General features: G+C 61.9%; 21 protein-coding genes. 16 read left to right on the top strand and 5 right to left on the bottom strand.

Annotated elements, in window-relative coordinates:
• The first annotated feature begins 42 nt into the window (after positions 1-42).
• Both nuoM and nuoN read left to right on the top strand, forming a co-directional pair.
• Complete coding sequence (gene nuoM, locus AFK67_RS14145) at positions 43-1,572, top strand: NADH-quinone oxidoreductase subunit M (RefSeq protein WP_007716065.1); 1,530 nt, start codon at positions 43-45, stop codon at positions 1,570-1,572.
• Between the two features lie 6 nt (positions 1,573-1,578).
• A complete protein-coding gene (gene nuoN, locus AFK67_RS14140; RefSeq protein ID WP_007716069.1) occupies positions 1,579-3,036 on the top strand; it encodes an NADH-quinone oxidoreductase subunit NuoN in 1,458 nt (485 codons plus the stop codon).
• A 54-nt stretch (positions 3,037-3,090) separates the two neighbouring features.
• On the opposite strand, the gene rnz is transcribed toward nuoN, so the two are convergent.
• On the bottom strand, positions 3,091-4,005 hold the full coding sequence (gene rnz, locus AFK67_RS14135) for a ribonuclease Z (protein ID WP_038883127.1): 915 nt from the start codon (positions 4,003-4,005) through the stop codon (positions 3,091-3,093).
• A gap of 72 nt (positions 4,006-4,077) precedes the next feature.
• Between rnz and AFK67_RS14130 the strand changes: the two genes are divergently transcribed.
• The 8 genes from AFK67_RS14130 (at position 4,078) to menE (ending at position 12,027) form a co-directional block, all read left to right on the top strand.
• Positions 4,078-4,548 carry a GNAT family N-acetyltransferase gene (locus tag AFK67_RS14130; protein ID WP_007716074.1) on the top strand — a complete coding sequence of 157 codons (471 nt, stop codon included), beginning with the start codon at positions 4,078-4,080 and terminating at the stop codon, positions 4,546-4,548.
• A 49-nt stretch (positions 4,549-4,597) separates the two neighbouring features.
• Positions 4,598-4,909: a stress response protein ElaB gene (elaB, locus tag AFK67_RS14125; RefSeq protein ID WP_007716076.1), complete on the top strand. Its 312-nt coding sequence runs from the start codon at positions 4,598-4,600 to the stop codon at positions 4,907-4,909.
• A gap of 102 nt (positions 4,910-5,011) precedes the next feature.
• Positions 5,012-6,286 carry an isochorismate synthase MenF gene (gene menF / locus AFK67_RS14120; RefSeq protein WP_038883129.1) on the top strand — a complete coding sequence of 425 codons (1,275 nt, stop codon included), beginning with the start codon at positions 5,012-5,014 and terminating at the stop codon, positions 6,284-6,286.
• 85 nt (positions 6,287-6,371) lie between these two features.
• Positions 6,372-8,039 (top strand): 2-succinyl-5-enolpyruvyl-6-hydroxy-3-cyclohexene-1-carboxylic-acid synthase, encoded by a 1,668-nt coding sequence (gene menD, locus AFK67_RS14115; protein ID WP_007716084.1) that lies wholly within the window; start codon positions 6,372-6,374, stop codon positions 8,037-8,039.
• Entirely contained in the window at positions 8,039-8,830 is a 792-nt protein-coding gene (gene menH / locus AFK67_RS14110) for a 2-succinyl-6-hydroxy-2,4-cyclohexadiene-1-carboxylate synthase (RefSeq protein ID WP_007716086.1), read from the top strand. Before menD ends, menH begins: the two co-directional genes overlap by 1 nt.
• Positions 8,817-9,674, top strand: coding sequence for a 1,4-dihydroxy-2-naphthoyl-CoA synthase (gene menB, locus AFK67_RS14105; RefSeq protein ID WP_007716089.1), 858 nt, complete (start codon positions 8,817-8,819; stop codon positions 9,672-9,674). The genes menH and menB overlap by 14 nt, the downstream gene beginning before the upstream one ends.
• Positions 9,674-10,639 (top strand): o-succinylbenzoate synthase, encoded by a 966-nt coding sequence (menC, locus tag AFK67_RS14100; protein WP_007716093.1) that lies wholly within the window; start codon positions 9,674-9,676, stop codon positions 10,637-10,639. The genes menB and menC overlap by 1 nt, the downstream gene beginning before the upstream one ends.
• A complete protein-coding gene (gene menE, locus AFK67_RS14095) occupies positions 10,636-12,027 on the top strand; it encodes an o-succinylbenzoate--CoA ligase (protein ID WP_007716095.1) in 1,392 nt (463 codons plus the stop codon). Before menC ends, menE begins: the two co-directional genes overlap by 4 nt.
• Here menE and AFK67_RS14090 read toward each other — a convergent pair.
• From AFK67_RS14090 to AFK67_RS14075, 4 genes are all read right to left on the bottom strand, one after another.
• Positions 12,004-12,627, bottom strand: a complete 624-nt coding sequence (locus AFK67_RS14090) for a DUF2238 domain-containing protein (RefSeq protein ID WP_038883133.1) — start codon at positions 12,625-12,627, stop codon at positions 12,004-12,006. The two genes, menE and AFK67_RS14090, sit on opposite strands and share 24 nt — an antisense overlap.
• 105 nt (positions 12,628-12,732) lie before the next feature.
• A complete protein-coding gene (locus AFK67_RS14085; protein ID WP_007716107.1) occupies positions 12,733-14,250 on the bottom strand; it encodes a tripartite tricarboxylate transporter permease in 1,518 nt (505 codons plus the stop codon).
• A gap of 11 nt (positions 14,251-14,261) precedes the next feature.
• A complete protein-coding gene (locus tag AFK67_RS14080) occupies positions 14,262-14,693 on the bottom strand; it encodes a tripartite tricarboxylate transporter TctB family protein (RefSeq protein ID WP_007716110.1) in 432 nt (143 codons plus the stop codon).
• Positions 14,694-14,707: 14 nt separating this feature from the next.
• Entirely contained in the window at positions 14,708-15,688 is a 981-nt protein-coding gene (locus AFK67_RS14075; RefSeq protein ID WP_032966820.1) for a Bug family tripartite tricarboxylate transporter substrate binding protein, read from the bottom strand.
• A 133-nt stretch (positions 15,689-15,821) separates the two neighbouring features.
• On the opposite strand from AFK67_RS14075, the gene tctD reads away from it, so the two are divergent.
• The 6 genes from tctD (at position 15,822) to glpQ (ending at position 22,638) form a co-directional block, all read left to right on the top strand.
• Positions 15,822-16,502, top strand: coding sequence for a transcriptional regulator TctD (tctD, locus tag AFK67_RS14070; RefSeq protein ID WP_007716116.1), 681 nt, complete (start codon positions 15,822-15,824; stop codon positions 16,500-16,502).
• Complete coding sequence (locus AFK67_RS14065; RefSeq protein WP_007716119.1) at positions 16,483-17,919, top strand: sensor histidine kinase; 1,437 nt, start codon at positions 16,483-16,485, stop codon at positions 17,917-17,919. Before tctD ends, AFK67_RS14065 begins: the two co-directional genes overlap by 20 nt.
• Before the next feature lie 141 nt (positions 17,920-18,060).
• On the top strand, positions 18,061-18,603 hold the full coding sequence (locus AFK67_RS14060; RefSeq protein ID WP_032966813.1) for a YfaZ family outer membrane protein: 543 nt from the start codon (positions 18,061-18,063) through the stop codon (positions 18,601-18,603).
• 92 nt (positions 18,604-18,695) lie between these two features.
• Positions 18,696-19,892 (top strand): nicotinamide mononucleotide deamidase-related protein YfaY, encoded by a 1,197-nt coding sequence (locus tag AFK67_RS14055; protein WP_007716123.1) that lies wholly within the window; start codon positions 18,696-18,698, stop codon positions 19,890-19,892.
• Between the two features lie 328 nt (positions 19,893-20,220).
• Positions 20,221-21,573, top strand: coding sequence for a glycerol-3-phosphate transporter (gene glpT / locus AFK67_RS14050; RefSeq protein WP_007716124.1), 1,353 nt, complete (start codon positions 20,221-20,223; stop codon positions 21,571-21,573).
• 9 nt (positions 21,574-21,582) lie between these two features.
• Entirely contained in the window at positions 21,583-22,638 is a 1,056-nt protein-coding gene (glpQ, locus tag AFK67_RS14045) for a glycerophosphodiester phosphodiesterase (protein ID WP_007716126.1), read from the top strand.
• Positions 22,639-22,657 lie beyond the last annotated feature (19 nt).

Genomic DNA, 22,657 nt, shown 5'->3' with positions numbered 1-22,657 from the left:
AAATCGGTCCCTTTGGGACTTAAACAAGGAACAAATATCGCCATGTTACTACCCTGGCTAATACTGATTCCCTTTATCGGCGGCTTCCTGTGCTGGCAGACCGAACGCTTCGGCGTTAAGGTGCCGCGCTGGATTGCGCTGATTACCATGGGGCTGACGCTGGCGCTCGGCCTGCAACTCTGGTTGCAGGGCGGCTACTCACTGACGCAATCCGGTGAGTTTCCGAAGTGGCAGGACCAGTACATTCACGACTGGATCCCGCGCTTTGGTATCACCATCCACTTAGCCATCGACGGTCTGTCGCTGCTGATGGTGGTACTGACCGGCCTGCTCGGCGTGCTGGCGGTGCTCTGCTCGTGGAATGAGATTGAAAAATATCAGGGCTTCTTCCACCTGAACCTGATGTGGATCCTGGGCGGCGTTATCGGCGTATTCCTCGCCATCGACATGTTCCTGTTCTTCTTCTTCTGGGAAATGATGCTGGTGCCGATGTACTTCCTGATTGCCCTGTGGGGCCATAAGGCATCGGACGGTAAGACGCGTATCACGGCGGCCACCAAGTTCTTCATCTATACCCAGGCGAGCGGTCTGGTGATGCTGATTGCCATCCTGGCGCTGGTGTTTGTGCACTACAACGCGACCAACGAGTGGACGTTCAACTATGAACAACTGCTGAAAACGCCGATGTCGCACGGTGTCGAATATCTGCTGATGCTCGGCTTCTTCATCGCGTTTGCGGTGAAAATGCCGGTGGTGCCGCTGCATGGCTGGCTGCCGGACGCGCACTCGCAGGCGCCGACCGCTGGTTCTGTCGACCTCGCGGGCATCCTGCTGAAAACCGCGGCCTACGGTCTGCTGCGCTTTGCGCTGCCGCTGTTCCCGAACGCGTCTGCCGAATTTGCCCCGATCGCCATGTGGCTGGGTGTTATCGGTATTTTCTACGGCGCATGGATGGCTTTCACCCAGTACGACATCAAACGCCTTATCGCATACACCTCCGTTTCCCACATGGGTTTCGTGCTGATTGCCATCTACACCGGCAGCCAGCTCGCTTACCAGGGCGCGGTTATCCAGATGATCGCTCACGGTCTGTCCGCGGCGGGTCTGTTTATTCTGTGCGGTCAGCTCTATGAGCGTCTGCATACTCGCGATATGCGCCAGATGGGCGGCCTGTGGAGCAAGATCAAATGGCTTCCGGCCCTGTCGATGTTCTTTGCTGTGGCGACGCTCGGTATGCCGGGCACCGGTAACTTCGTTGGCGAATTCATGATCCTGTTCGGCAGCTTCCAGGTCGTGCCGGTTATCACCGTCATTTCGACTTTCGGTCTGGTGTTCGCTTCCGTTTACTCGCTGGCGATGCTGCATCGCGCGTACTTCGGCCAGCCGAAGAGCGACGCGGCGCGTCAGGAGATCCGCGGCCTGTCGCTGCGCGAGCTGTTTATGATCCTGCTGCTGGTGGTGCTTCTGGTGCTGCTGGGCTTTTATCCCCAGCCAATTCTGGATACATCCCATTCGGCGATGAGCAATATTCAGCAGTGGTTTACCGATTCTGTTTCAACTACAAGGCCGTAATTCGCCATGACAATAACTACTCAACAATTGATCGCGCTGCTACCGCTGCTGATCGTCGGATTGACGGTGGTAGTTGTGATGCTCTCCATTGCGTGGCGACGTAACCACTTCCTGAATGCCACGCTGTCCGTCGTCGGGCTTAACGCCGCGCTGCTGTCGCTGTGGTTCGTCGGTCAGGCAGGCGCGATGGATGTCACGCCGCTGATGCGTGTGGACGGTTACGCCATGCTCTATACCGGGCTGGTGCTGCTGGCGAGTCTTGCAACCTGTACTTTCGCTTATCCGTGGCTGCAGGGGTATAACGACAACAAGGAAGAGTTCTACCTGCTGGTGCTGATTGCCGCGATGGGTGGCATTCTGCTGGCGAATGCCAACCATCTGGCCTCGCTGTTCCTGGGTATTGAGCTGATTTCGCTGCCGCTGTTTGGCCTGGTGGGCTACGCCTTCCGCCAGAAGCGTTCGCTGGAAGCGGCTATCAAATACACCATCCTGTCTGCCGCCGCCTCGTCATTCCTGCTGTTTGGTATGGCGCTGGTTTACGCGCAGTCCGGCAGCCTGTCGTTTGTGGCGCTCGGTAAGAGCCTCGCGGACAACATGCTGCACGAGCCGCTGCTGCTGGCGGGTCTCGGCCTGATGATTGTCGGTCTCGGCTTTAAGCTCTCGCTGGTGCCGTTCCATCTCTGGACGCCGGACGTTTACCAGGGCGCGCCTGCGCCGGTTTCGACCTTCCTGGCCACCGCGAGCAAAATCGCTATCTTCGGCGTGGTAATGCGTCTGTTCCTCTACGCGCCGGTGGGAGAGAGCGAGGCGGTACGCGTGGTGTTAGGCGTGCTGGCCTTCGCCTCAATCCTCTTCGGTAACCTGATGGCGCTGACCCAGACCAACATTAAGCGTCTGCTCGGTTACTCCTCCATCTCCCATCTCGGCTATCTGCTGGTGGCGCTGATTGCGCTGAAAAGCGGCGAAATGTCGATGGAAGCCGTGGGCGTGTACCTTGCAGGCTATCTGTTCAGCAGCCTCGGCGCGTTTGGCGTGGTGAGCCTGATGTCCAGCCCGTATCGCGGCCCGGACGCAGATTCGCTCTACTCCTACCGTGGCCTGTTCTGGCACCGTCCGATCCTCTCCGCGGTCATGACCGTGATGATGCTGTCGCTGGCGGGTATTCCGATGACGCTCGGCTTTATCGGCAAATTCTACGTGCTGGCAGTGGGTGTGCAGTCAGGCCTGTGGTGGCTGACCGCTGCCATCGTGGTGGGCTCGGCGATTGGTCTTTACTACTACCTGCGTGTCGCGGTAAGCCTGTACCTCAACGCGCCGCAGCAGCTTAACCGCGATGTGCCGTCCAACTGGGCGTACAGCGCAGGCGGCGTCGTGGTGCTTATCTCCGCGCTGCTGGTCCTGGTGCTGGGCGTCTGGCCGCAACCGCTGATCACGCTGGTCAATCTGGCGAAACCGCTGATGTAAGCGCGAGCCTGAGCTAACAAAAACCGCCGGTAACCGGCGGTTTTTTTATGGGCGCTATACCGTGAGGGTCAGGAAATCTTCCGCCAGTTCGCTTGCCGGAAAAATAGCCTGGCACTCCGCCAGCAGCCGCTGGCAGTCCGCCGCGTCGTAGCGCGAGCTGAAGTGCGTCATCACCAGACGCTTCGCGCCCGCCTCACGGGCGAGCGTCGCCGCCTGCTGCGTGGTGGAATGCCCGCGCCCGTTGGCTTTCTCGGCCATCGCCGCCTCAAGCGTGGTTTCATGCACCATCAGGTCGACATCACGGGCGAGTGCGGCCGCCTGCGCCGTCGGGCCCGTATCGCCGAAAATCGCTATCTTTTTGCCGGGGCGCGGCGCGCTCAGGTAATCCGCGCCGCACAGCGTGCGTCCGTCATCCAGCGTTACCGTCTCGCCGCGTTTGAGCTGCTGAAACAGCGGTCCTGGCGTCACGCCCGCCGCTTTCAGCGCCGCGGCGTCCAGCGTGCCAGGCTTGTCGCGCTCTTCAATCCGGTAGCCATAGCACTCCACCGGGTGCGTCAGCGCAAACGCGGTGACGGTGAACGCATCATCATCAAGCACGGTGCCTGCGGTGATTTCGTGGATGCGCAGCGGGTAGCTGGTCCAGGAGCCGCTCAGGCGCAGCGCGGTCTCAATAAATTCTTTGATACCCTGCGGGCCGTAGACGTCAAGCGGCGTTTCGCAGCCTGCCATCGAGCGGCTGCACAACAGGCCCGGTAGCCCGAAGATATGATCGCCGTGCAGATGCGTGATAAAAATCTTCTCAATCTTACCGGGGTTCGCGCTGGCGCGCAGCATCTGATGCTGGGTCGCCTCGCCGCAGTCAAAAAGCCACAGCCCCGACTGATTATTCTGCGGGTTCAGCACAATGGCCGTCACGTTGCGCGTGGTGGAGGGCAACCCGGCGCTGGTGCCTAAAAATGTCAGTTCCATGAGGAATTTACTCTGCAAGATCGGGGAAAGCTTTTAGTATAACGAGGATCGCCGCACAATCTGGAGCCCATTATGATCGACTGGCAGGATAAGCATCACGCTGAGCTGGATGTCCCAACCTTATACGCGCTGCTGAAGCTGCGCTGCGAGGTGTTTGTGGTTGAACAAACCTGTCCCTATCTGGATGTGGACGGCGAAGACCTGGTGGGCGAGAACCGTCATCTGCTCGGCTGGCGCGATAATCAGCTCATCGCTTATGCGAGGATTCTGAAAAGTAATGCGTCTGACGCGCCGGTGGCGATAGGCCGGGTCATTGTTTCAGGGCTGGCGCGGGGCGAAAAGCTGGGCGTCGAACTGATGAAACGCGCCGTCGCAAGCTGCGAGCGTCACTGGCCGCAGAGCCCGCTATACCTGAGCGCGCAGGCGCATCTGCAGGCCTTTTACGCGCAGTTTGGCTTCACCCCCGCGACAGACATCTACGACGAAGACGGCATCCCGCACATCGGAATGCGTCGCGAACCGCTGCCAGGCAAAAAAGCGTGATTGTGTCTATAGTTAGCAAACCGGTAACTTGTTAACACGGAGACCAGTTATGCCTTTATCTTCACAACCTTATGAAACACGTGTAGACGATGACCTGACCCTGCTGAGCGACACGCTGGAAGAGATCCTGCGCTCCTCTGGCGACCCGGCGGATCAAAAATATATCGAGCTGAAAGCGCGCGCCGAGCAGGCGCTGCATGACGTGAAAAACCGCGTCAGCTCTGCCTCCGACAACTACTACTTCCGTGCCAAACAGGCGGTGTATCGTGCCGATGACTATGTGCATGAAAAACCGTGGCAGGGCGTAGGGATTGGCGCCGCCGCAGGGCTCGTGCTGGGCCTGCTGTTAGCCCGTCGCTAAGCGTAGCGCACCGCACGCTGGCGCATCCTTTGGGGTGCGCCATTTTTTTTGTCGTGAAAACCCCGTAGAATGCAGGGTTTTCACGCAAAGGAAGGGATACCTGTGACGACGTTCGCCGCCGCGCTGGCGCAGGCGCAAGAGGCGCTGGCTCAACGGCCGGATACCGCCGGCTTCTACCGCTGCGCGGTTGAATTCTCCCCTGTCGACCACGATTTTCTCGCCTGGCTGCGCGCGCAGCCTGATTTCCCAAAGTTTTACTGGCGCTCGCGCGATGGTCACGACGAAGCCGCGGCGCTTGGCGCGGCGCGGCGCTTCACCACGCTTCACGACGCTGAAACCTTTTTACGCCAGCACGCCGATATGCCTTCGTTGCGCGCGTGGGGGCTGAACGCGTTTGAGCCGCAGCGCGGATCGCTTTTTATCCCGCGCCTTGAGCTGCGTCGCGAAGGCGAGCGCGCCTGGCTTATCGCCACGCCCGGTCACGACGAGACGGCTGCGCAGGGAATAAAAAGGATCGCCGCGCTGCAACCGGCGATGACGTTAGCCCGGCCTCAGCCGGGTTTCGTCAGCCGGTGCGACATTCCCGACGCGGCGCAGTCGGCGCAGCGCGTCGGGCTGGCGACGCAGGCCATCGCGCGCGGCGATTTCGCGAAAGTCGTGCTGGCCCGCGCCACCGAGCTGCGTTTCGCAGCGCCGGTCGACGCCGGGGCGCTGATGGCCGCGAGCCGGCGCGCCAATCGTGATTGCTATCACTTTTATCTGGCGTTCAGCGCGCGCGAGGCCTTTCTCGGCTCCACGCCGGAGCGGCTGTGGCGGCGACAGGGGCTCGCCCTTGACACCGAAGCGCTGGCAGGCACCGTGGAAAATCACTCCGATGACGCGCAGGCGCATGAACGCGCGGCGTGGCTGCTGGGGGATGATAAAAACCGGCGCGAAAACGCGCTGGTGGTGGACGATATCTGCGAGCGTCTGAAGCCCATCGCGGATGACATTCATACCGAGGCGCCGCAGGTGGTGCGGCTGCGGCGGGTGCAGCACCTCAGACGCCTGATCCGCGCGCGGCTCCTGACGCCTGACGACACTGCCTGTCTGCGCCAGTTGCAGCCGACCGCCGCGGTGGCCGGGCTGCCGCGCGAGGCGGCGCGGCGCTTTATCGCGTCTCATGAACCCTTTGACAGGGCGTGGTACGCGGGCTCTGCCGGTTATCTCTCTCTCGAAAAAACAGAGTTCTGCGTCAGCCTGCGTTCGGCATGGCTTGATGGCGAGACGGTGCGGATCTATGCGGGCGCCGGGCTGGTGGCGGGCTCGCAGGCGGCGCTGGAATGGCAGGAGATCGAGAACAAAGCCGCGGCGTTGCTCACGCTGTTAACGGACTGAACCTTGTCACAATCCCGACCCATATCAAAATTCGATTTTGGCGAGGCTTTATAATAAACCGGCTAAATTGATACCGGACAAGCTTATGTCGACAAGCACCTTCAACCGCCGCTGGGCCGCGGTGATCCTCGAAGCGCTGAGCCGCCACGGCGTGCGCCATTTGTGTATCGCGCCCGGCTCGCGCTCCACGCCGCTGACGCTTGCGGCGGCGCAGAACCCGGCGTTTACCCTGCATACCCATTTTGATGAGCGCGGCCTGGGCCATCTGGCGCTGGGGCTTGCCAAAGCAAGCGGCGAGCCGGTGGCGGTGATTGTCACATCCGGTACGGCGGTGGCGAACCTCTATCCGGCGGTGATTGAAGCCAGGCTGACCGGCGAAAAACTGGTGGCGATCACGGCGGACCGCCCGCCCGAGCTGATTGACTGCGGCGCGAACCAGGCGATTCGCCAGCAGGCAATTTTTGCCTCGCATCCCGCTGCCGCCCTCGACTTACCGCGCCCCACGCCGTCTGTTCCCGCCGCCTGGCTTATCAGCGCCATCGATGAAAAGATGGGCGCGTTGCGCGCGGGCGCGCTGCATATCAACTGCCCGTTCGCGGAGCCGCTGTATGGCGAGCTGGATGAGACCGGTCTGGAATGGCAGCAGGCACCCGGCGAATGGTGGCAGGAGGCCACGCCCTGGCTGCGTCTTGCCGACGAGCGAGCCGTTAACGCGCAGCCGGACTGGTCCTTCTGGCGCGCGCAGCGCGGCGTCGTGCTGGCAGGCAGGCTTAGCGCGCAGGAAGGCGCGGCGGTGGCGCAGTGGGCGCAACGCCTCGGCTGGCCGCTGATAGGCGATGTGCTGTCGCAAACCGGCCAGCCGCTGCCGTGCGCCGATCTCTGGCTCGCGCATCCGGAGGCCGCGCGCGTGCTGGAACAGGCGCAGCTCGTCGTGCAGTTTGGCGGGAGCCTTACCGGCAAGCGCCTTCTGCAATGGCAGAGCGAATGTCGCCCGCAGGAGTACTGGATTGTCGATGCGCTGCCGGGGCGGCTCGATCCGGCGCACCATCGCGGACGTCGGCTGGTGGCGGATATCTCCGCCTGGCTTGCGCAGCATCCGGCAACGCCGTCGATACCCTGGGCGGAGGCGCTCGAAGGGCTGGCGGCGCGAGCGCAGCGTATCGTGGCGCGCGAACTCACTGAATGGGGCGAAGCGCAGGTGGCGCACCGGCTGCCTGAACTGTTGGCGCCAGACGGACAGCTCTTTCTCGGCAACAGCCTGACGGTGCGGCTGGCCGATGCGCTGGCGCAGCTGCCCGCCGGGTATCCGGTTTATGGCAACCGTGGCGCGAGCGGCATCGACGGACTGATTTCCACCGCCGCAGGCGTACAGCGCGCCACCGGGCGGCCAACGCTTGCGGTGCTGGGCGATCTCTCGACCCTTTATGACATTAACGCGCTGGCGCTGCTGCGCGACACACCCGCGCCCTTCGTGCTGATGGTTGTTAACAACAACGGCGGACAGATTTTCTCCATGCTCCCGACGCCCGCCCGCGAGCGCGAAAAATATTACTGCATGCCGCAAAACGTCAGTTTCGCGCCCGCGGCGGCTCTGTTCTCGCTCCATTATGAGGCGCCTGCAAGCCTTGCGGCGCTGCGGGAGGCGATGACGCGCGCCTGGCAATCGCCGGTTGCGACCGTCATTGAACTGCGCGTCCCGGACACCGATGGCGCGCAGGCGTTTCAGCGTCTCATCCAGCAGGTGCGGGCCTGATGCGGCTGGCGGCGCACTGGTTGCCCGCTCGCGCGGCGTCGCGCGGCGCGGTCGTCTGGCTGCATGGCTTTCTTGGCGATCGCCGTGAATGGCAGACGGTGGCGGCAGACTGCGAACAGTACGACCACGTGTTTATCGATCTGCCGGGCCACGGCGGCTCGGCGCACTGTACGGCATCAGGCTTCGCGCACGTCAGCGAATTACTGACCGCAACGCTCAATAGTTACAACATACTTAAATACTGGCTGGTGGGTTACTCCCTCGGCGGGCGGATAGCGATGTTTCACGCCACGCAGGGAGAGACGCGCGGCTTGCGGGGGCTGGTGGTGGAAGGCGGTCATCCGGGGCTGCGCGACGCGCACGAACGCGAGGCGCGTCTGATGGCCGACCAGCGTTGGGCGCAGCGGTTACGCGGCGAACCGTTCGCTGCCGTCCTGGACGACTGGTATCGCCAGCCAGTCTTCGCCACGCTCACGCATATGCAGCGTCAGGCGCTGATAGCGCTGCGCCTGCGCAACGATCCCGTCGCGCTTGCCGCGATGCTCGACGCCACTTCCACGGGCCGTCAGCCGCCGTTGTATGAACCGCTGCAGGCGCTGCGCGTGCCGTTTCATTACCTGTGCGGCGAACGCGACGCAAAGTTTTGCGCGCTCGCCGCCACGCTCAATGTCCCCCTGCATCTGATAACTGGCGCAGGCCACAACGCGCACCGGGAAAACCCGCAAGCGACGGCCCGCTGCCTTAACGCGATTTTGCGAACCCCTACGGAGAACTCCCATGATTTATCCTGATGAAGCGACGCTGTACGCGCCCGCCGAATGGCTCGACTGCTCTGAAGGTTACACCGATATCCGCTACCAGAAATCCACCGACGGCATCGCGAAAATCACCATTAACCGTCCGCAGGTGCGCAACGCGTTTCGCCCGCTTACGGTCAAGGAGATGATCCAGGCGCTGGCCGATGCGCGGTATGACGACAACATCGGCGTCATTATCCTCACCGGCGAAGGCGAAAAAGCCTTTTGCGCGGGGGGCGATCAGAAAGTACGCGGCGACTACGGCGGCTATCAGGACGACTCCGGCGTACATCACCTCAACGTGCTCGATTTCCAGCGCCAGATCCGCACCTGCCCGAAACCGGTCGTGGCGATGGTGGCGGGCTACGCGATTGGCGGCGGCCACGTGCTGCATATGATGTGCGATCTCACTATCGCGGCAGAAAATGCCATTTTCGGCCAGACCGGCCCGAAAGTCGGCTCCTTTGACGGCGGCTGGGGCGCGTCTTACATGGCGCGCATTGTCGGGCAGAAAAAGGCCCGCGAAATCTGGTTCCTGTGCCGTCAGTATGACGCCCAACAGGCGCTCGATATGGGCCTGGTCAATACCGTGGTGCCGCTGGCGGAACTGGAGCGCGAAACCGTGCGCTGGTGTCGCGAAATGCTGCAAAACAGCCCGATGGCGCTGCGCTGCCTGAAGGCGGCGCTGAATGCCGACTGCGACGGTCAGGCGGGGCTGCAGGAGCTGGCGGGCAACGCCACTATGCTGTTCTACATGACCGAAGAGGGCCAGGAAGGGCGCAACGCGTTCAACCAGAAGCGCCAGCCGGACTTCAGCAAATTCAAGCGTAATCCATAATGCGCGCGGCACAGCTTTACCGTTATCAGCTGCCGATGGACGCGGGCGTGGTGCTGCGCGAGCGGCGTCTTAAAACCCGCGACGGCCTGCTGGTGCGCCTCTCTGACGACGGGTGCGAAGGGTGGGGCGAGATAGCGCCGCTGCCGGGCTTCAGCGCCGAGACGCTGGAGGATGCGCTGCCTGCCGCGCGCGACTGGTTGATGGCGTGGCGTGGCGGCGACGCGCCGCCGCTACCGGCTATCGCCAGCGTCGCGTTCGGGTTGAGCTGCGCCCAGGCGGAGCTTGACGGTACGCTGCCGCAGGCGGCGGATTATCGCGCGGTGCCGCTCTGCACCAGCGACCCGGATGAGCTTTTCGCGCGCCTCGACGGGCTGCCTGGCGAGAAAGTCGCCAAGGTGAAAGTAGGGCTGTACGAGGCGGTGCGCGACGGCATGGTGGTCAACCTGCTGCTGGAGGCGCTCCCCGATCTTACGCTGCGTCTTGACGCCAACCGCGCCTGGACGCCGCAGAAAGCGCAGCAGTTCGCGAAATACGTGGATCCGGCGCATCGTCCACGCATCGCCTTTATCGAAGAGCCCTGCAAAACCCGCGACGACACGCGCGCGTTCGCCGCCGAAACCGGCATCGCCATCGCCTGGGATGAGAGCCTGCGCGAGGCGGATTTTACGTTCGCCGCCGAGCCGGGTCTGCGCGCCGTGGTGATTAAACCGACGTTGACTGGCAGCCTGCAAAAGGTACGCCAGCAGGTAGCACAGGCTCACGCGCTGGGCCTGACGGCGGTCATCAGTTCATCCATTGAGTCAAGCCTCGGCCTGACGCAGCTGGCGCGAATAGCCGCCTGGCTGACGCCGCAGACGATCCCTGGTCTGGACACGCTGAGCCTCATGCGCGCCCAGCTGGTTCGCCGTTGGCCTGCCAGCACGCTGCCGTGTGTGACCGTGGATACGCTGGAGCCGCTGCTGTGATCTTTAGCGACTGGCCCTGGCGGCACTGGCGGCGGCAGCGAGGAGACGCGCAGGCGCTGCGCCTGAACGCGCGGCGGCTAAGCTGGCGTGAACTCTGCGCGCGCATTGATGCGCAGGCTGCGGGGCTTCACGCCCAGGGCGTGCGCGAAGGCGATGGCGTGCTGCTGCGCGCTGATAATCAGCCCGACGCGTTGCTGGCGTGGCTTGCTCTCTTGCAGTGCGGGGCGCGCGTCATGCCGCTGAATCCGCAGCTGCCTGCGCCCCTGCTGGCTGAACTGCTGCCGACGCTGAGCCTGCGCCATGCGCTGGTGCTGAACGGCGGTGAGCTACCGGTGCGGCTTAACCCTCTGACGTTGCGGCCTGGTCAGGGCGAGCACGCGGCGCCCTGGCACGACCGTCGTCTCGCTTCCATGACGCTGACCTCGGGATCGACGGGGCTGCCGAAAGCGGCAGTGCATACTTTTCGCGCGCATCTTGCCAGCGCAGAAGGGGTGCTCGCGACGATCCCGTTTGCCCCGCAGGACGACTGGCTGCTCTCGCTGCCGCTGTTTCACGTTTCCGGCCAGGGCATTCTCTGGCGCTGGCTCTCTGCTGGCGCGGGCCTGACGGTACGCGATAAGCAGCCGCTCGATCAGGCCTTATGCGGCTGCACGCATGCCTCCCTGGTGCCGACCCAGCTCTGGCGTCTGCTTAATAGTGGCGTTGACGTGTCGCTCAGGGCGGTGCTGCTGGGCGGCGCGGCGATCCCGGTTGAGCTCACCGAACAGGCCCGCACGCGCGGTATCCGCTGCTGGTGCGGCTACGGGCTGACCGAGTTTGCCTCCACGGTATGCGCCAAAGAGGCGGATGGCCTCGCCGATGTCGGGCGGCCCCTGCCGGGGCGCGAGCTGCAAATAGTCGAGGGCGAAGTCTGGCTGCGCGCGGACAGTATGGCCGCAGGTTACTGGCGCGACGGAGAAATAATCCCGCTCACTAATGACCAGGGGTGGTTCGCCACCCGTGATTGCGGCCGAATCGACGATGGCAGGCTGACTCTCCTTGGAAGAAAGGACAATCTCTTTTTTTGCGGCGCAGAAGGTATTCAGCCGGAGGAAGTGGAGCGGGTTATCAGCGCGCATCCGTCGGTTGAGCAAGTGTTTATTGTGCCGCAGGATGATGCGGAGTTTGGCCAGCGCCCGGTGGCGGTCGTGGCGTGCGACGAAGCCTGCGACCCGTCCGTGCTGGCAGGCTGGTGCGCCGATAAACTGGCGCGATTTCAGCAGCCGGTGCGCTGGCTGCGCCTGCCTGAGACGCTGAAAACCGGCGGCATTAAAATTTCCCGCCGGGCGCTACGTGACTGGGTAAACCAGCAGGCCGTCGCTGAGTCAGGTACGCTGGACGTTCAGTAGCTGCTTCGTATGCCAGCGGCCCAGCGCGAAAACCGTGGTCAGCGCGCCGAGCAGGGCACAAAACATATCCGACTGGGTATCCCAGGGGTCGCCCTGGGTGCCGAGAAAGTCATCCGCGCCTTGTCCCAGCGCCAGCGCTGACCACCATTCGATCAACTCGTAAACGGCGCTAATCGCCAGCGCGATACAGCAGACCACGAAGGCGAGCATTTTACGCCCGTGAACGTAGCCGCCGCGCAGCAAAATTTCCCGCGCCGCAAGCGCTGGCACCAGCCCCTGGAAAAAGTGTCCCAGCTTGTCGTAGGGGTTGCGGCTCAAATCCAGCCACGCCTGAACGTCAAAACCAATAGGCACTTTCGCGTAGGTGTACATACCGCCGACCATCAAAATGATGGCATGGAAGAAAATCAGCACATAAAGCAGCGGCGTTAACGGATAGCGCGCGTGCGTGGCCAGCAACAGCGGAACGATGATAATGACCGGCGTCACTTCCATCAGCCAGGTGAGTTTGTCGCCTGCGCTGATGCCGGTATAAACAAGGATGAGGAGCAGCGCCAGCGCTGCGACAATTAACCCCGAACGGGAAGATGCGGCGGTCATAACGGTAACCTGAAAGTGAAAACGATAACTATCAGGCAGATGCGGTGAAAATACAATCTCTGCCGTCGCGGGCGGCGAGTGAGTTGCCGCCCGCGAGATATTCCATCAGGAGGGAAGATCGGTCTGCGTTTTTAGCTGGCGTCTGCGCAGTCGCTTCACGACCGGCGGCACGGCAATCACCAGTATCGCCAGGACCAGCAGGGTTTTGGTCACGCCGCTCTGCCAGAGTATGCCCAGCTCTCCGTTGCTTATCGAGAGCGCGCGGCGCAGGTTCTGCTCCAGCATTTCGCCCAGCACGAAGCCCAGAATGAGCGGCGACATCGGGAAGTGCATTTTGCGCAGAATATAGCCCAGCACGCCGAGACCCACCATCAGCAACAGATCGAACGTCGTGCTGTGGACCGCGTAGACGCCGACCGCCGAGACCGCCGCGATCGCTGGCACCAGAAACCACAGCGGGATCGTCAGCATGCGGGTGAACAGACCGATCAGCGGAATGTTCATAATAAGCAGTATCACATTGGCAATCAGCAGCGCGGCGATAAGCCCCCAGACGATATCCGGCTGTTCGGTAAACATCGCCGGCCCCGGCGTGATGTTATAGAGCGTTAGCGCGCCCATCATCACCGCCGTGGTGCCGGAGCCCGGCACGCCCAGGGTCAGCATCGGGATAAACGAGCCGCAGGCCGAAGCGTTGTTGGCCGCCTCTGGCGCCGCCACGCCGCGAATATCGCCCTTACCAAAGGAACCGTCTTTGTCGCCGAGCTTTTTCTCGGTCATGTAGGTGATGGCGCTTGCGATGGTCGCGCCTGCGCCAGGCAGGATACCAACAAAAAAGCCAATGACTGACGAGCGCAGCGTCGCGCCAGTGCAGGCGGCGGCCTCTTTGGCGTTAAAGAGCATACGCCCGGTTTTACGCACCAGCGTCTGGCCGCTGCTGGTGCTCTCCAGCATCAGCAGGATCTCGGACACCGAGAACAGACCTATCACTACCACGATAAACTGCACGCCGTCCGAGAGATGCACGCTGTCAAAGGTGAAGCGGTAGACGCCGGTGTTGGCATCGACGCCCACCGTGGCGAGCCCCAGGCCAATCAACGCCGCCAGGAACGATTTCAGCGGGTTTTGCGCCATCATGCTGCCAAGACAGGCGATAGCGAATACCATCAGCGCGAAATATTCCGCCGGGCCGAACGCCAGCGACCACTCGGCGAGCACAGGTGCGAACAGAATGATGCCGCCGATGGCGATAAACGAGCCCACGAACGAGCTAACCGCGGAAATCGACAGCGCCACGCCGCCGCGCCCCTGTTGCGCCATCGGATAGCCGTCCAGCGCGGTCATGATCGCGGCGGCATCCCCTGGCACGTTGAGCAGAATCGACGAGATGCGCCCGCCATATTCGCAGCCGATGTAAACGGTCGCGAGCAGGATCAGCGCCGACTCTGCCGGCAAATGAATGGCGAACGCAAGCGGCAGCAGAATAGCGACGCCGTTAATCGGCCCGAGGCCCGGCAGCAGACCGACGATAGTGCCGACAAAACAGCCGATCAGCGCAATCAGCAAATTGGTGGGCGTCAGCGCGACGGCGAAGCCCTGCGAAAGATAAAGCCAGGTATCCATAAAAGCCCCCGTTAATTAAGCCAGGCCCCGAGAGGCAGCGTCACGTCAAGCAGGCGATCGAAAGCGAACCAGAGCGCGCCGCCCATCACCACGCCGGAGGCGAGCGCCGCCGGAAGCCGCGCGCCGAATAGCATGCCAATCACCGCCGTCAGCAGCGCAGTCGCGAGCGGAAAGCCCAGCCATTCAAAGCCCCAGGCGTAGAGCAGCAGAATAATCACCATCACCACCAGCCGCTGCAGCACCGCGTGATGCGGCCACTCCACCACATCCGGGCGGCGCAACAGCAATAGCACCGAACAGAGCAGCATCAGGGCGATAATGCCCACCGGAAAGGGGCGCGGCCCGACCGGCTCATAGGCGTACTCGCTGTGGATCTGCCAGGCGACAAACAGCCCGCCGATACACAGCAGCAGCCAGATCCCGGCAAAAATGCGATCGCTCATCACAGCCTCCTTCGCTATTTCGCAAGCCCAAAGGCTTTGGCTTTTTCGCGGTAGTCGTTGACCTGGTTTTTCACATACTCATCCAGCGCTTTGCCGGTCAGGTTAAATTCAAACAGGCCGCGCAGGTCGCGCTGCTTTTTGAATTCCCCGGTCTGCTGGAGTTTTTCGAAGGTCTGTACCCACCACTGATAATCGGCGTCACTGACTTTCGGGCCGACATAAAAACCGCGAATGATAGGCCATACCAGGTCGTAGCCCTGTTCTTTGGCGGTCGGCACCTGGGCGAGCTGGCCGGGCAGGCGCTCATTGGCAAAGACGGCCAGTACCCGCAGTTTATTGCCGGTCAGGTAGGGCACCATTTCGCTCAGATCGCCCGACACTGCCTGCACATGATTGCCCATCAGCGCGGTCACCGGCTCGCCGCCGCCCTCAAACGCCACGTAGCGCATTTTGTGTGGGTCGACGCCCGCCTTCTGGGCCAGCAGCGCGGTTTTCATCCAGTCCTGGCTGCCGATGGACGCGCCCGCGCCAAACACGACGCTGTTGGGATCTTTCTCCAGCGCTTTCATCAGGTCGCCGAGCGTTTTCCAGGGCGAGTCGGCGCGTACCGCTATCATCCCGTAGTCGGTGCCGACGCTCGCAAGCCAGCGCACGTCGTCAACGTTGTAGCGGCCAAACTTGCCTTGCGAGAGGTTCAGCAGCGAGCCGCCGGAGAACGCCACCACGGTGCCTGGCTCGCCGGGGCGCTGGGCGACGATAGCGTTATAGGCCACCGCGCCGACGCCGCCGGGCATGTATGTCACGCGCATCGGTTTTTCCAGCGCGCCGGTCTCCTGCAGGCTCACCTGGATGAGCTTGCAGGTTAAATCAAATCCGCCGCCGGGCTTCGCAGGCGCGATGCATTCCGGGCGTGACGGCGCTTCCGCGGCGTGGGCGGTGGTAAAGGTGAAAGCCAGAGACGTTGCTAACAGGGTAGAGAGAAGCGATGTTTTCATTTTCATCCTCATGCATGACAGCCGTGATGTTTCTGATTATGTGAACTGCTTTGTAGCGTGTCGGTTGCGTGATTGTTAAAACTAAAGCCTTTCAGTTTCCTTTCATCGCGACAGAAACTTTACCGGATGTGATATGCGTCTCTTATTAGCGGAAGATAATCGTGAGCTGGCTCACTGGCTGGAGAAAGCGCTGACGAATACCGGCTTTGCCGTGGATTGTGTCGGCGACGGGCTGGCGGCGGACCATCTGCTGCAAAACGAAAGCTACGCCGTGGCGGTGCTGGATATCGAAATGCCGCGCCTGAACGGGCTGGAGGTGCTGGCGCGCCTGCGCCGTCGCGGCCAGGCGGTACCGGTGCTGCTGCTCACCGCACACGGGAGCGTGGCCGACCGGGTAAAAGGGCTTAACGAGGGCGCGGACGACTACCTGCCGAAGCCCTTTGAGCTGAGCGAGCTGGAGGCGCGGCTGCGCGCGCTGGTGCGGCGCAGCGAAGGGCAGGTGCAGGAGGCGCAGCGCTTAGGCGAGCTGATATTCCACGACGCGGGCTATTTTGAGTTACAGGGCAAGCCGCTGGCACTGACGCCGCGCGAGCATGCGCTGCTCACCGTGCTGATGTTCCGCCGCCGCCGTCCGGTGTCGCGCCAGCAGCTCTTCGAACAGGTGTTCAGCCTGAGCGATGACGTCAGCCCTGAGAGCATCGAGATTTACATTCACCGGCTGCGTAAAAAACTGCTGGCGAGCAACGTCCAAATCACCACGCTGCGCGGCCTGGGCTATGTGCTGGAGTGCAGCGATGAGCTGGTTGCGCCCTGAATCCCTGCTCGGCAAATTGCTGCTGTTTCTCGGCCTGCCGCTCCTGCTGCTGTGGGCGTTTTCCGCGTTAAACAGTTATGTCAGCGCGCTGAATGCCGCAACCCAGGCGTATGACCGTACACTGCTGGCCTCGGCGCGTATCGTGGCCGAGCGCCTTAATGTGCATCACGGCGAGTTGCAGGCGGAGGTGCCCTGGGCGGTGCTCGACAGCGTCGAGCGCAACATGAACGACCGTCTCTTCTACAAAGTGCAGGATACCCACGGGCGGGTTATCTCCGGCTATGACGATCTCCCGGCGATGCCGCGCGGCGTGGCGCGCACCGAGCTTTACCCGGCGCTGGCGTGGTTTTATCACGCTACCTATCAGGGCCAGCGGCTGCGCGTGGCGCGGCTGCTGCAGCCGGTTAACGAGGACGGCATCAACGGCATGGCGGAGATTTACGTCGCCGAGACGTTGCAGTCGCGTCATCTGCTGGCGCGCCAGCTGCTCATCTCTTCGGCGCTGACCCAGGGAGGACTGGTACTGATGACGCTGGTGCTCGCCGGGCTGCTGCTGCGCCGGGTTCTTAAGCCGATGCGCAAGCTGTCGCGCCTGATGGTCAGGCGCTCGCCCGGCGAGCTGACGCCGCTGCCGGATCTGCTGCCGTGGTCGGAAACGCGGCTGCTGATTGTCGCTTTTAACCGCTATATCAGCCGTCTGCGCGCGCTGATTGCCCGCCAGGAGCGCTTTAGCGCCGATGCCTCTCATCAGTTAAAAACGCCGCTCACGGTGCTGAAAACCCAGGCGGCGGTGGCGCTGGCAAGCGACGACCCGGCCCAGTGGCGCGAGAGCTTACAGGCCATGAGCGCGACGCTCGATCAGACCATCACCCTGACGGAACGGCTGCTGCAACTGGCAACATTGCGCCGGGCAGAGCCGGGCGAGACGCGCGCGCTCGGCGTGGTGGATCTGGTGGCGGCCGCGCGTGAGAGCTGTTTCTCGCGCCTGCCGCAGGCGCGCAGCAAACCGGTGGATCTCGGTTATGAAGGCGAGGAGGGGCCGGTGTGGGTGGCTGCCGAGCCGCTGTTGCTGGCGGAGCTGTGCGCCAATCTGCTCGATAATGCGCTGAAATATACGCCTGCGGGCGGCGTGGTGACGGTGCGCGTCTGCGTCGCGGCGGGTGAGGCGATGCTTGATGTGGAAGACAGCGGGCCCGGCATCGACGCCGCGCAGCGCGATCAGGCGCTGACGCCGTTTCGCCGTCTCGATAACGCCGGTATACACCCTGGCGCCGGGCTCGGGCTGGCGCTGGTGAATGATATCGCCCGCTGGCATCGCACCCGCGCCGAACTCCTTAACGGCGACAGGCTCGGCGGGCTGCTGGTCCGCGTCCGGCTGCCGCTTCATTCCTCGCCGCCCGCCCAAAGCGGCGTTTAATGCTTTTCAGCATAGGCGTTTTCTCTTTTTTACCGCCCGGCGCGGCGCGCGGGGCGGCCCGCATTGATCGCAGGCCGGATACAGGTACAATGCCGCGTTACGTTTACAGGGTCCTTTTTTCTTTTTTTTGAGATACATGGAATGAAAAACACACTTCGTTTAGCAATGGCCGGCCTGCTGCTGGCCGCCACGCAGGCCAGCGCTATCAGCGTGAATGGCGCGGTCGGTGAGCATTACACCAATCTGGGCGCCGGTTTTGGCACCGAAAGCAGCGGCCTGCAGCTGACCGGCAACTGGGCACATAACGACGATCACGGCGATATCGTCGGCGTCGGCCTGGGCTTCAACATGCCGCTGGGGCCGTTTATGGTCACGCCGGGCGTGAAGGCGATTTACCTCAACCCGAACGAAGGGGATGAAGGCTACGCGGCGGCGGTTGGCGGCGGCGTGCGCTGGGATATCGCGCAGCGCGTTTCGCTGTTCGGCGACTACTACTACTCGCCGGATTCGCTCTCCAGCGGCGTTAATGATTACCAGGAAGCGAGCGCGGGCGCGCGTTTCTCGCTGTTCCGTCCGCTCAGCGTTGAAGCGGGTTACCGCTACATCAACATGACCGGTAAAGACGGCGATCGCGACAGCAAAGTGGCTGACGGCCCGTACCTCGGCGTGAGCGCAGGCTTCTGATTTTTCGGGCGCGGCCACCGCTGCGCCTGTTTTTTTCCTCCTTCCTTCCTCTGCGCGCTATAGTAAAGGCTTCCCTTCACGCGGAGAAAATAATGCTACAGACAGAAATGCTCTCGACCGGCGACGAAGTGCTGCACGGTCAGATTGTCGATACCAACGCCGCCTGGCTTGCCACGCTGTTTTTTGAACAGGGACTGCCGCTCACCCGGCGCAACACGGTAGGCGACAGCCTGGAATCGCTGGTGGCGGCGCTGACCGAGCGCAGCCAGCACGCCGATATTCTTATCGTTAACGGCGGCCTGGGGCCGACCAGCGACGATCTGAGCGCCGAAGCGGCGGCGCGCGCGTTGGGCGTGGAGCTTGAGCTGCACGAAGGCTGGCTTGCGACAATGGAGCGGTTTTTCACGGCGCGCGGGCGGCTGATGGCGGCGAGCAACCGCAAACAGGCGCTGCTGCCGGCGGGCAGCGAAATGATCGACAACCCGGTCGGCACCGCCTGCGGGTTCGCCATTAAGCTCAACCGCTGTCTGATTTTCTTCACGCCCGGCGTACCGTCGGAATTTAAGCGGATGGTGGAGCATGAGATCCTGCCGCGCCTGCGCGAGCGCTTTACGTTCCCCGAGCCGCCGCTCTGCCTGCGTCTCACCACGTTCGGGCGCTCCGAAAGCGATCTCGCCGCACAGCTCGACACCCTGACGCTGCCGCCGGATGTCGTGATGGGCTACCGCTCCTCAACGCCGATTATCGAGCTTAAGCTCACCGGCCCGGCTTCCCGCCGTGTTGAGATGGAGGCTATCTGGCCGCACGTTCGCGAGGTGGCAGGCGACAGCCTGATTTTTGAAGGCACTGAAACGCTGCCTGCCCAGATTGCCCGCTGCCTGCGCGAGCAGCAGCTCAGCATTACCCTGAGCGAGCAGTTCACCGCGGGCCTGCTGGCGCTGCAGCTCACGGATGCCGACGCGCCGCTGCTGGCGAGCGAAGTGCTGCCCGCCCAGGTCGAAACGCTGGCGCAGACCGCGCACTGGAACGTGGAGCGCTGCCGTCGGCATCTCGCGGATTTGGCGCTGAGTATCGCAAGCGTTGAAGACGATGAGATCAATATCGCGCTGACCACGCCGCAGGACACGCATGCCGTGCGTTTGCGCTTTAACGCCAGCCGCTACGCGCGGCGGATTCGCCAGGAGATCTGCGCGATGATGGCGCTGACGCTGGTGCGCCGCTGGCTGAACGGCCAGGCCGTGACCGCAAGCCAGGGCTGGGTGCAGGTGGTCGATACGCTGACCGTCTGACGGCACGCCGGGCGCGGGCGACAGTGCCGCGCGCCCGCGTTCTTTTCTGTCCTTCCTCTTGTACCTCCTCCGGGCCGTTATTTTCCTTTTATCTCCGCCGCACCTGCCTGGTGCATCTCCCTACTGTTTTTGGCCTTAAACGAAAGTAAACGCGCATAAATCGAAAAATCTAACCCACCACCATGCGCTTTTGTGTTCGATTGTCATAAATCCGTAACAAATTGTGCGATGTTTCACAGCATAAATAATCCTTTTTGCCTACTATCACGCTCGCAAGGGAAACATAAGCAAAACGAATAGTTCGATACCTAATAAGCAGGAGACAGTGATGTTAAGTATTTTTAAACCCGCCCCGCATCGCGCAAGGCTGCCTGACGGCGAGGTAGATCCTCTCTATCGTCGCCTGCGCTGGCAGATTTTTATGGGGATTTTCTTCGGCTATGCCGCTTACTATCTGGTACGTAAAAACTTTGCCTTGGCGATGCCGTATCTGGTGGAGCAGGGCTTCTCGCGCGGCGATCTCGGTTTTGCGCTTTCTGGTATTTCCATCGCTTATGGATTTTCGAAATTCATCATGGGTTCGGTCTCTGACCGCTCAAATCCGCGCGTCTTTCTGCCGGCGGGCCTGATCCTCGCGGCGGCAGTGATGCTGTTTATGGGCTTCGTGCCGTGGGCGACCTCCAGCATCATGGTGATGTTTGTGCTGCTGTTTATGTGCGGCTGGTTCCAGGGCATGGGATGGCCGCCGTGCGGGCGCACGATGGTGCACTGGTGGTCGCAGAAAGAGCGCGGCAGGATTGTGTCCGTGTGGAACTGTGCCCATAACGTGGGCGGCGGCATTCCGCCGCTGCTGTTCCTGCTCGGCATGGCGTGGTTTAACGACTGGCACGCCGCGCTGTATATGCCTGCCTTCGCGGCGATTCTGGTCGCGATCATCGCGTTTGCCCTGATGCGCGATACGCCGCAGTCCTGCGGGCTGCCGCCCATCGAAGCGTATAAAAACGATTACCCGGACGACTATAACGAGAAGCACGAAGAAGAGCTGACAGCGAAGCAGATTTTTATGCAGTACGTGCTGCCGAATAAGCTGCTGTGGTACATCGCGGTGGCGAACGTGTTCGTGTATCTGCTGCGCTACGGCATCCTCGACTGGTCGCCCACCTACTTAAAAGAGGTGAAGCATTTCGCGCTGGATAAGTCCTCCTGGGCCTATTTCTTCTATGAATATGCAGGCATCCCCGGCACGCTGCTTTGCGGCTGGATGTCGGACAAAGTGTTCCGCGGCAACCGCGGCGCGACTGGCGTGTTCTTTATGACGCTGGTGACTATCGCGACCGTCGTTTACTGGCTCAACCCGCCGGGCAATCCGCATATCGACATGGCGTGCATGATTGTCATCGGCTTTCTGATTTACGGCCCTGTAATGCTGATTGGCCTGCATGCGCTGGAGCTGGCGCCGAAAAAGGCGGCGGGAACGGCGGCGGGCTTTACCGGCTTGTTTGGCTATCTCGGCGGTTCCGTCGCGGCGAGCGCTATCGTGGGTTACACCGTCGATTTCTTCGGCTGGGACGGCGGCTTTATGGTGATGATTGGCGGCAGCATTCTGGCGGTCCTGCTGCTGATTATCGTGATGGTGGGTGAGCATAAGCATCACCATGAAACGCAGGCAAAACGCGGATAAGGAGCACCGATGAAACTGAGAATGACGCTGGCGGCGCTGGCGATAGGCGTAATGTCGGCAAACGCGCTGGCGGCGGATAAGCTGGTTATTGCCCATCGCGGGGCCAGCGGGTATCTGCCTGAGCATACGTTGCCTGCGAAAGCGATGGCGTATGCGCAGGGCGCCGATTACCTGGAGCAGGATCTGGTGATGACCAAAGACGACCAGCTGGTGGTGCTGCATGATCACTATCTGGATCGCGTGACCGATGTCGCGGAGCGATTCCCGGACCGCGCGCGCAAAGATGGCCGCTATTACGCCATCGACTTTACGCTCGCGGAGATCAAATCACTGAGGTTTACCGAAGGTTTTGAGCTCGACAACGGCAAAAAAGTGCAGACGTTCCCTGGCCGCTTCCCGATGGGCAAATCTGACTTCCGGGTGCATACCTTCGAGGAAGAGATCGAGTTTGTGCAGGGGCTTAATCACTCCACCGGCAAAAACATCGGCATTTATCCTGAGATCAAAGCGCCGTGGTTCCATCATCAGGAAGGCAAGGACATCGCCGCGAAGACGCTGGAAACCCTGAAAAAGTATGGCTACACCACGAAGCAGGACAAGGTTTATCTGCAGTGCTTTGACGCCAACGAGCTTAAGCGTATTAAGACCGAGCTGGAGCCGAAGCTTAAGATGGATCTGAAGCTGGTGCAGCTTATCGCCTACACCGACTGGAACGAAACCCAGCAGAAACAGCCGGACGGCAAATGGGTAAACTACAGCTACGACTGGATGTTTAAGCCGGGTGCGATGAAGCAGATAGCGCAGTACGCCGACGGTATCGGGCCGGATTATCATATGCTGGTGGCGGAGGGCTCAACCAAAGAGAAGGTGACGCTGACCGCGATGGCGAAAGAGGCGCACGACAGCCATTTGCAGGTGCACCCGTATACGGTGCGCGCCGACCAGTTGCCGGATTACGCTACCAACGTCAATCAGCTTTACGACGTGCTGTATAACCAGGCGGATGTGGACGGGCTGTTTACCGATTTCCCGGATAAAGCCGTTGAGTTTATTCACCGGAAGTAGGTTTTGTCGGTCGGGTGGC

The organism is Cronobacter dublinensis subsp. dublinensis LMG 23823 (assembly GCF_001277235.1).
Classification (GTDB): Bacteria; Pseudomonadota; Gammaproteobacteria; order Enterobacterales; family Enterobacteriaceae; genus Cronobacter; species Cronobacter dublinensis.
The sequence above is the reverse complement of the archived record's forward strand: the minus strand, read 5'-3'. Positions and strand labels throughout refer to the sequence as shown.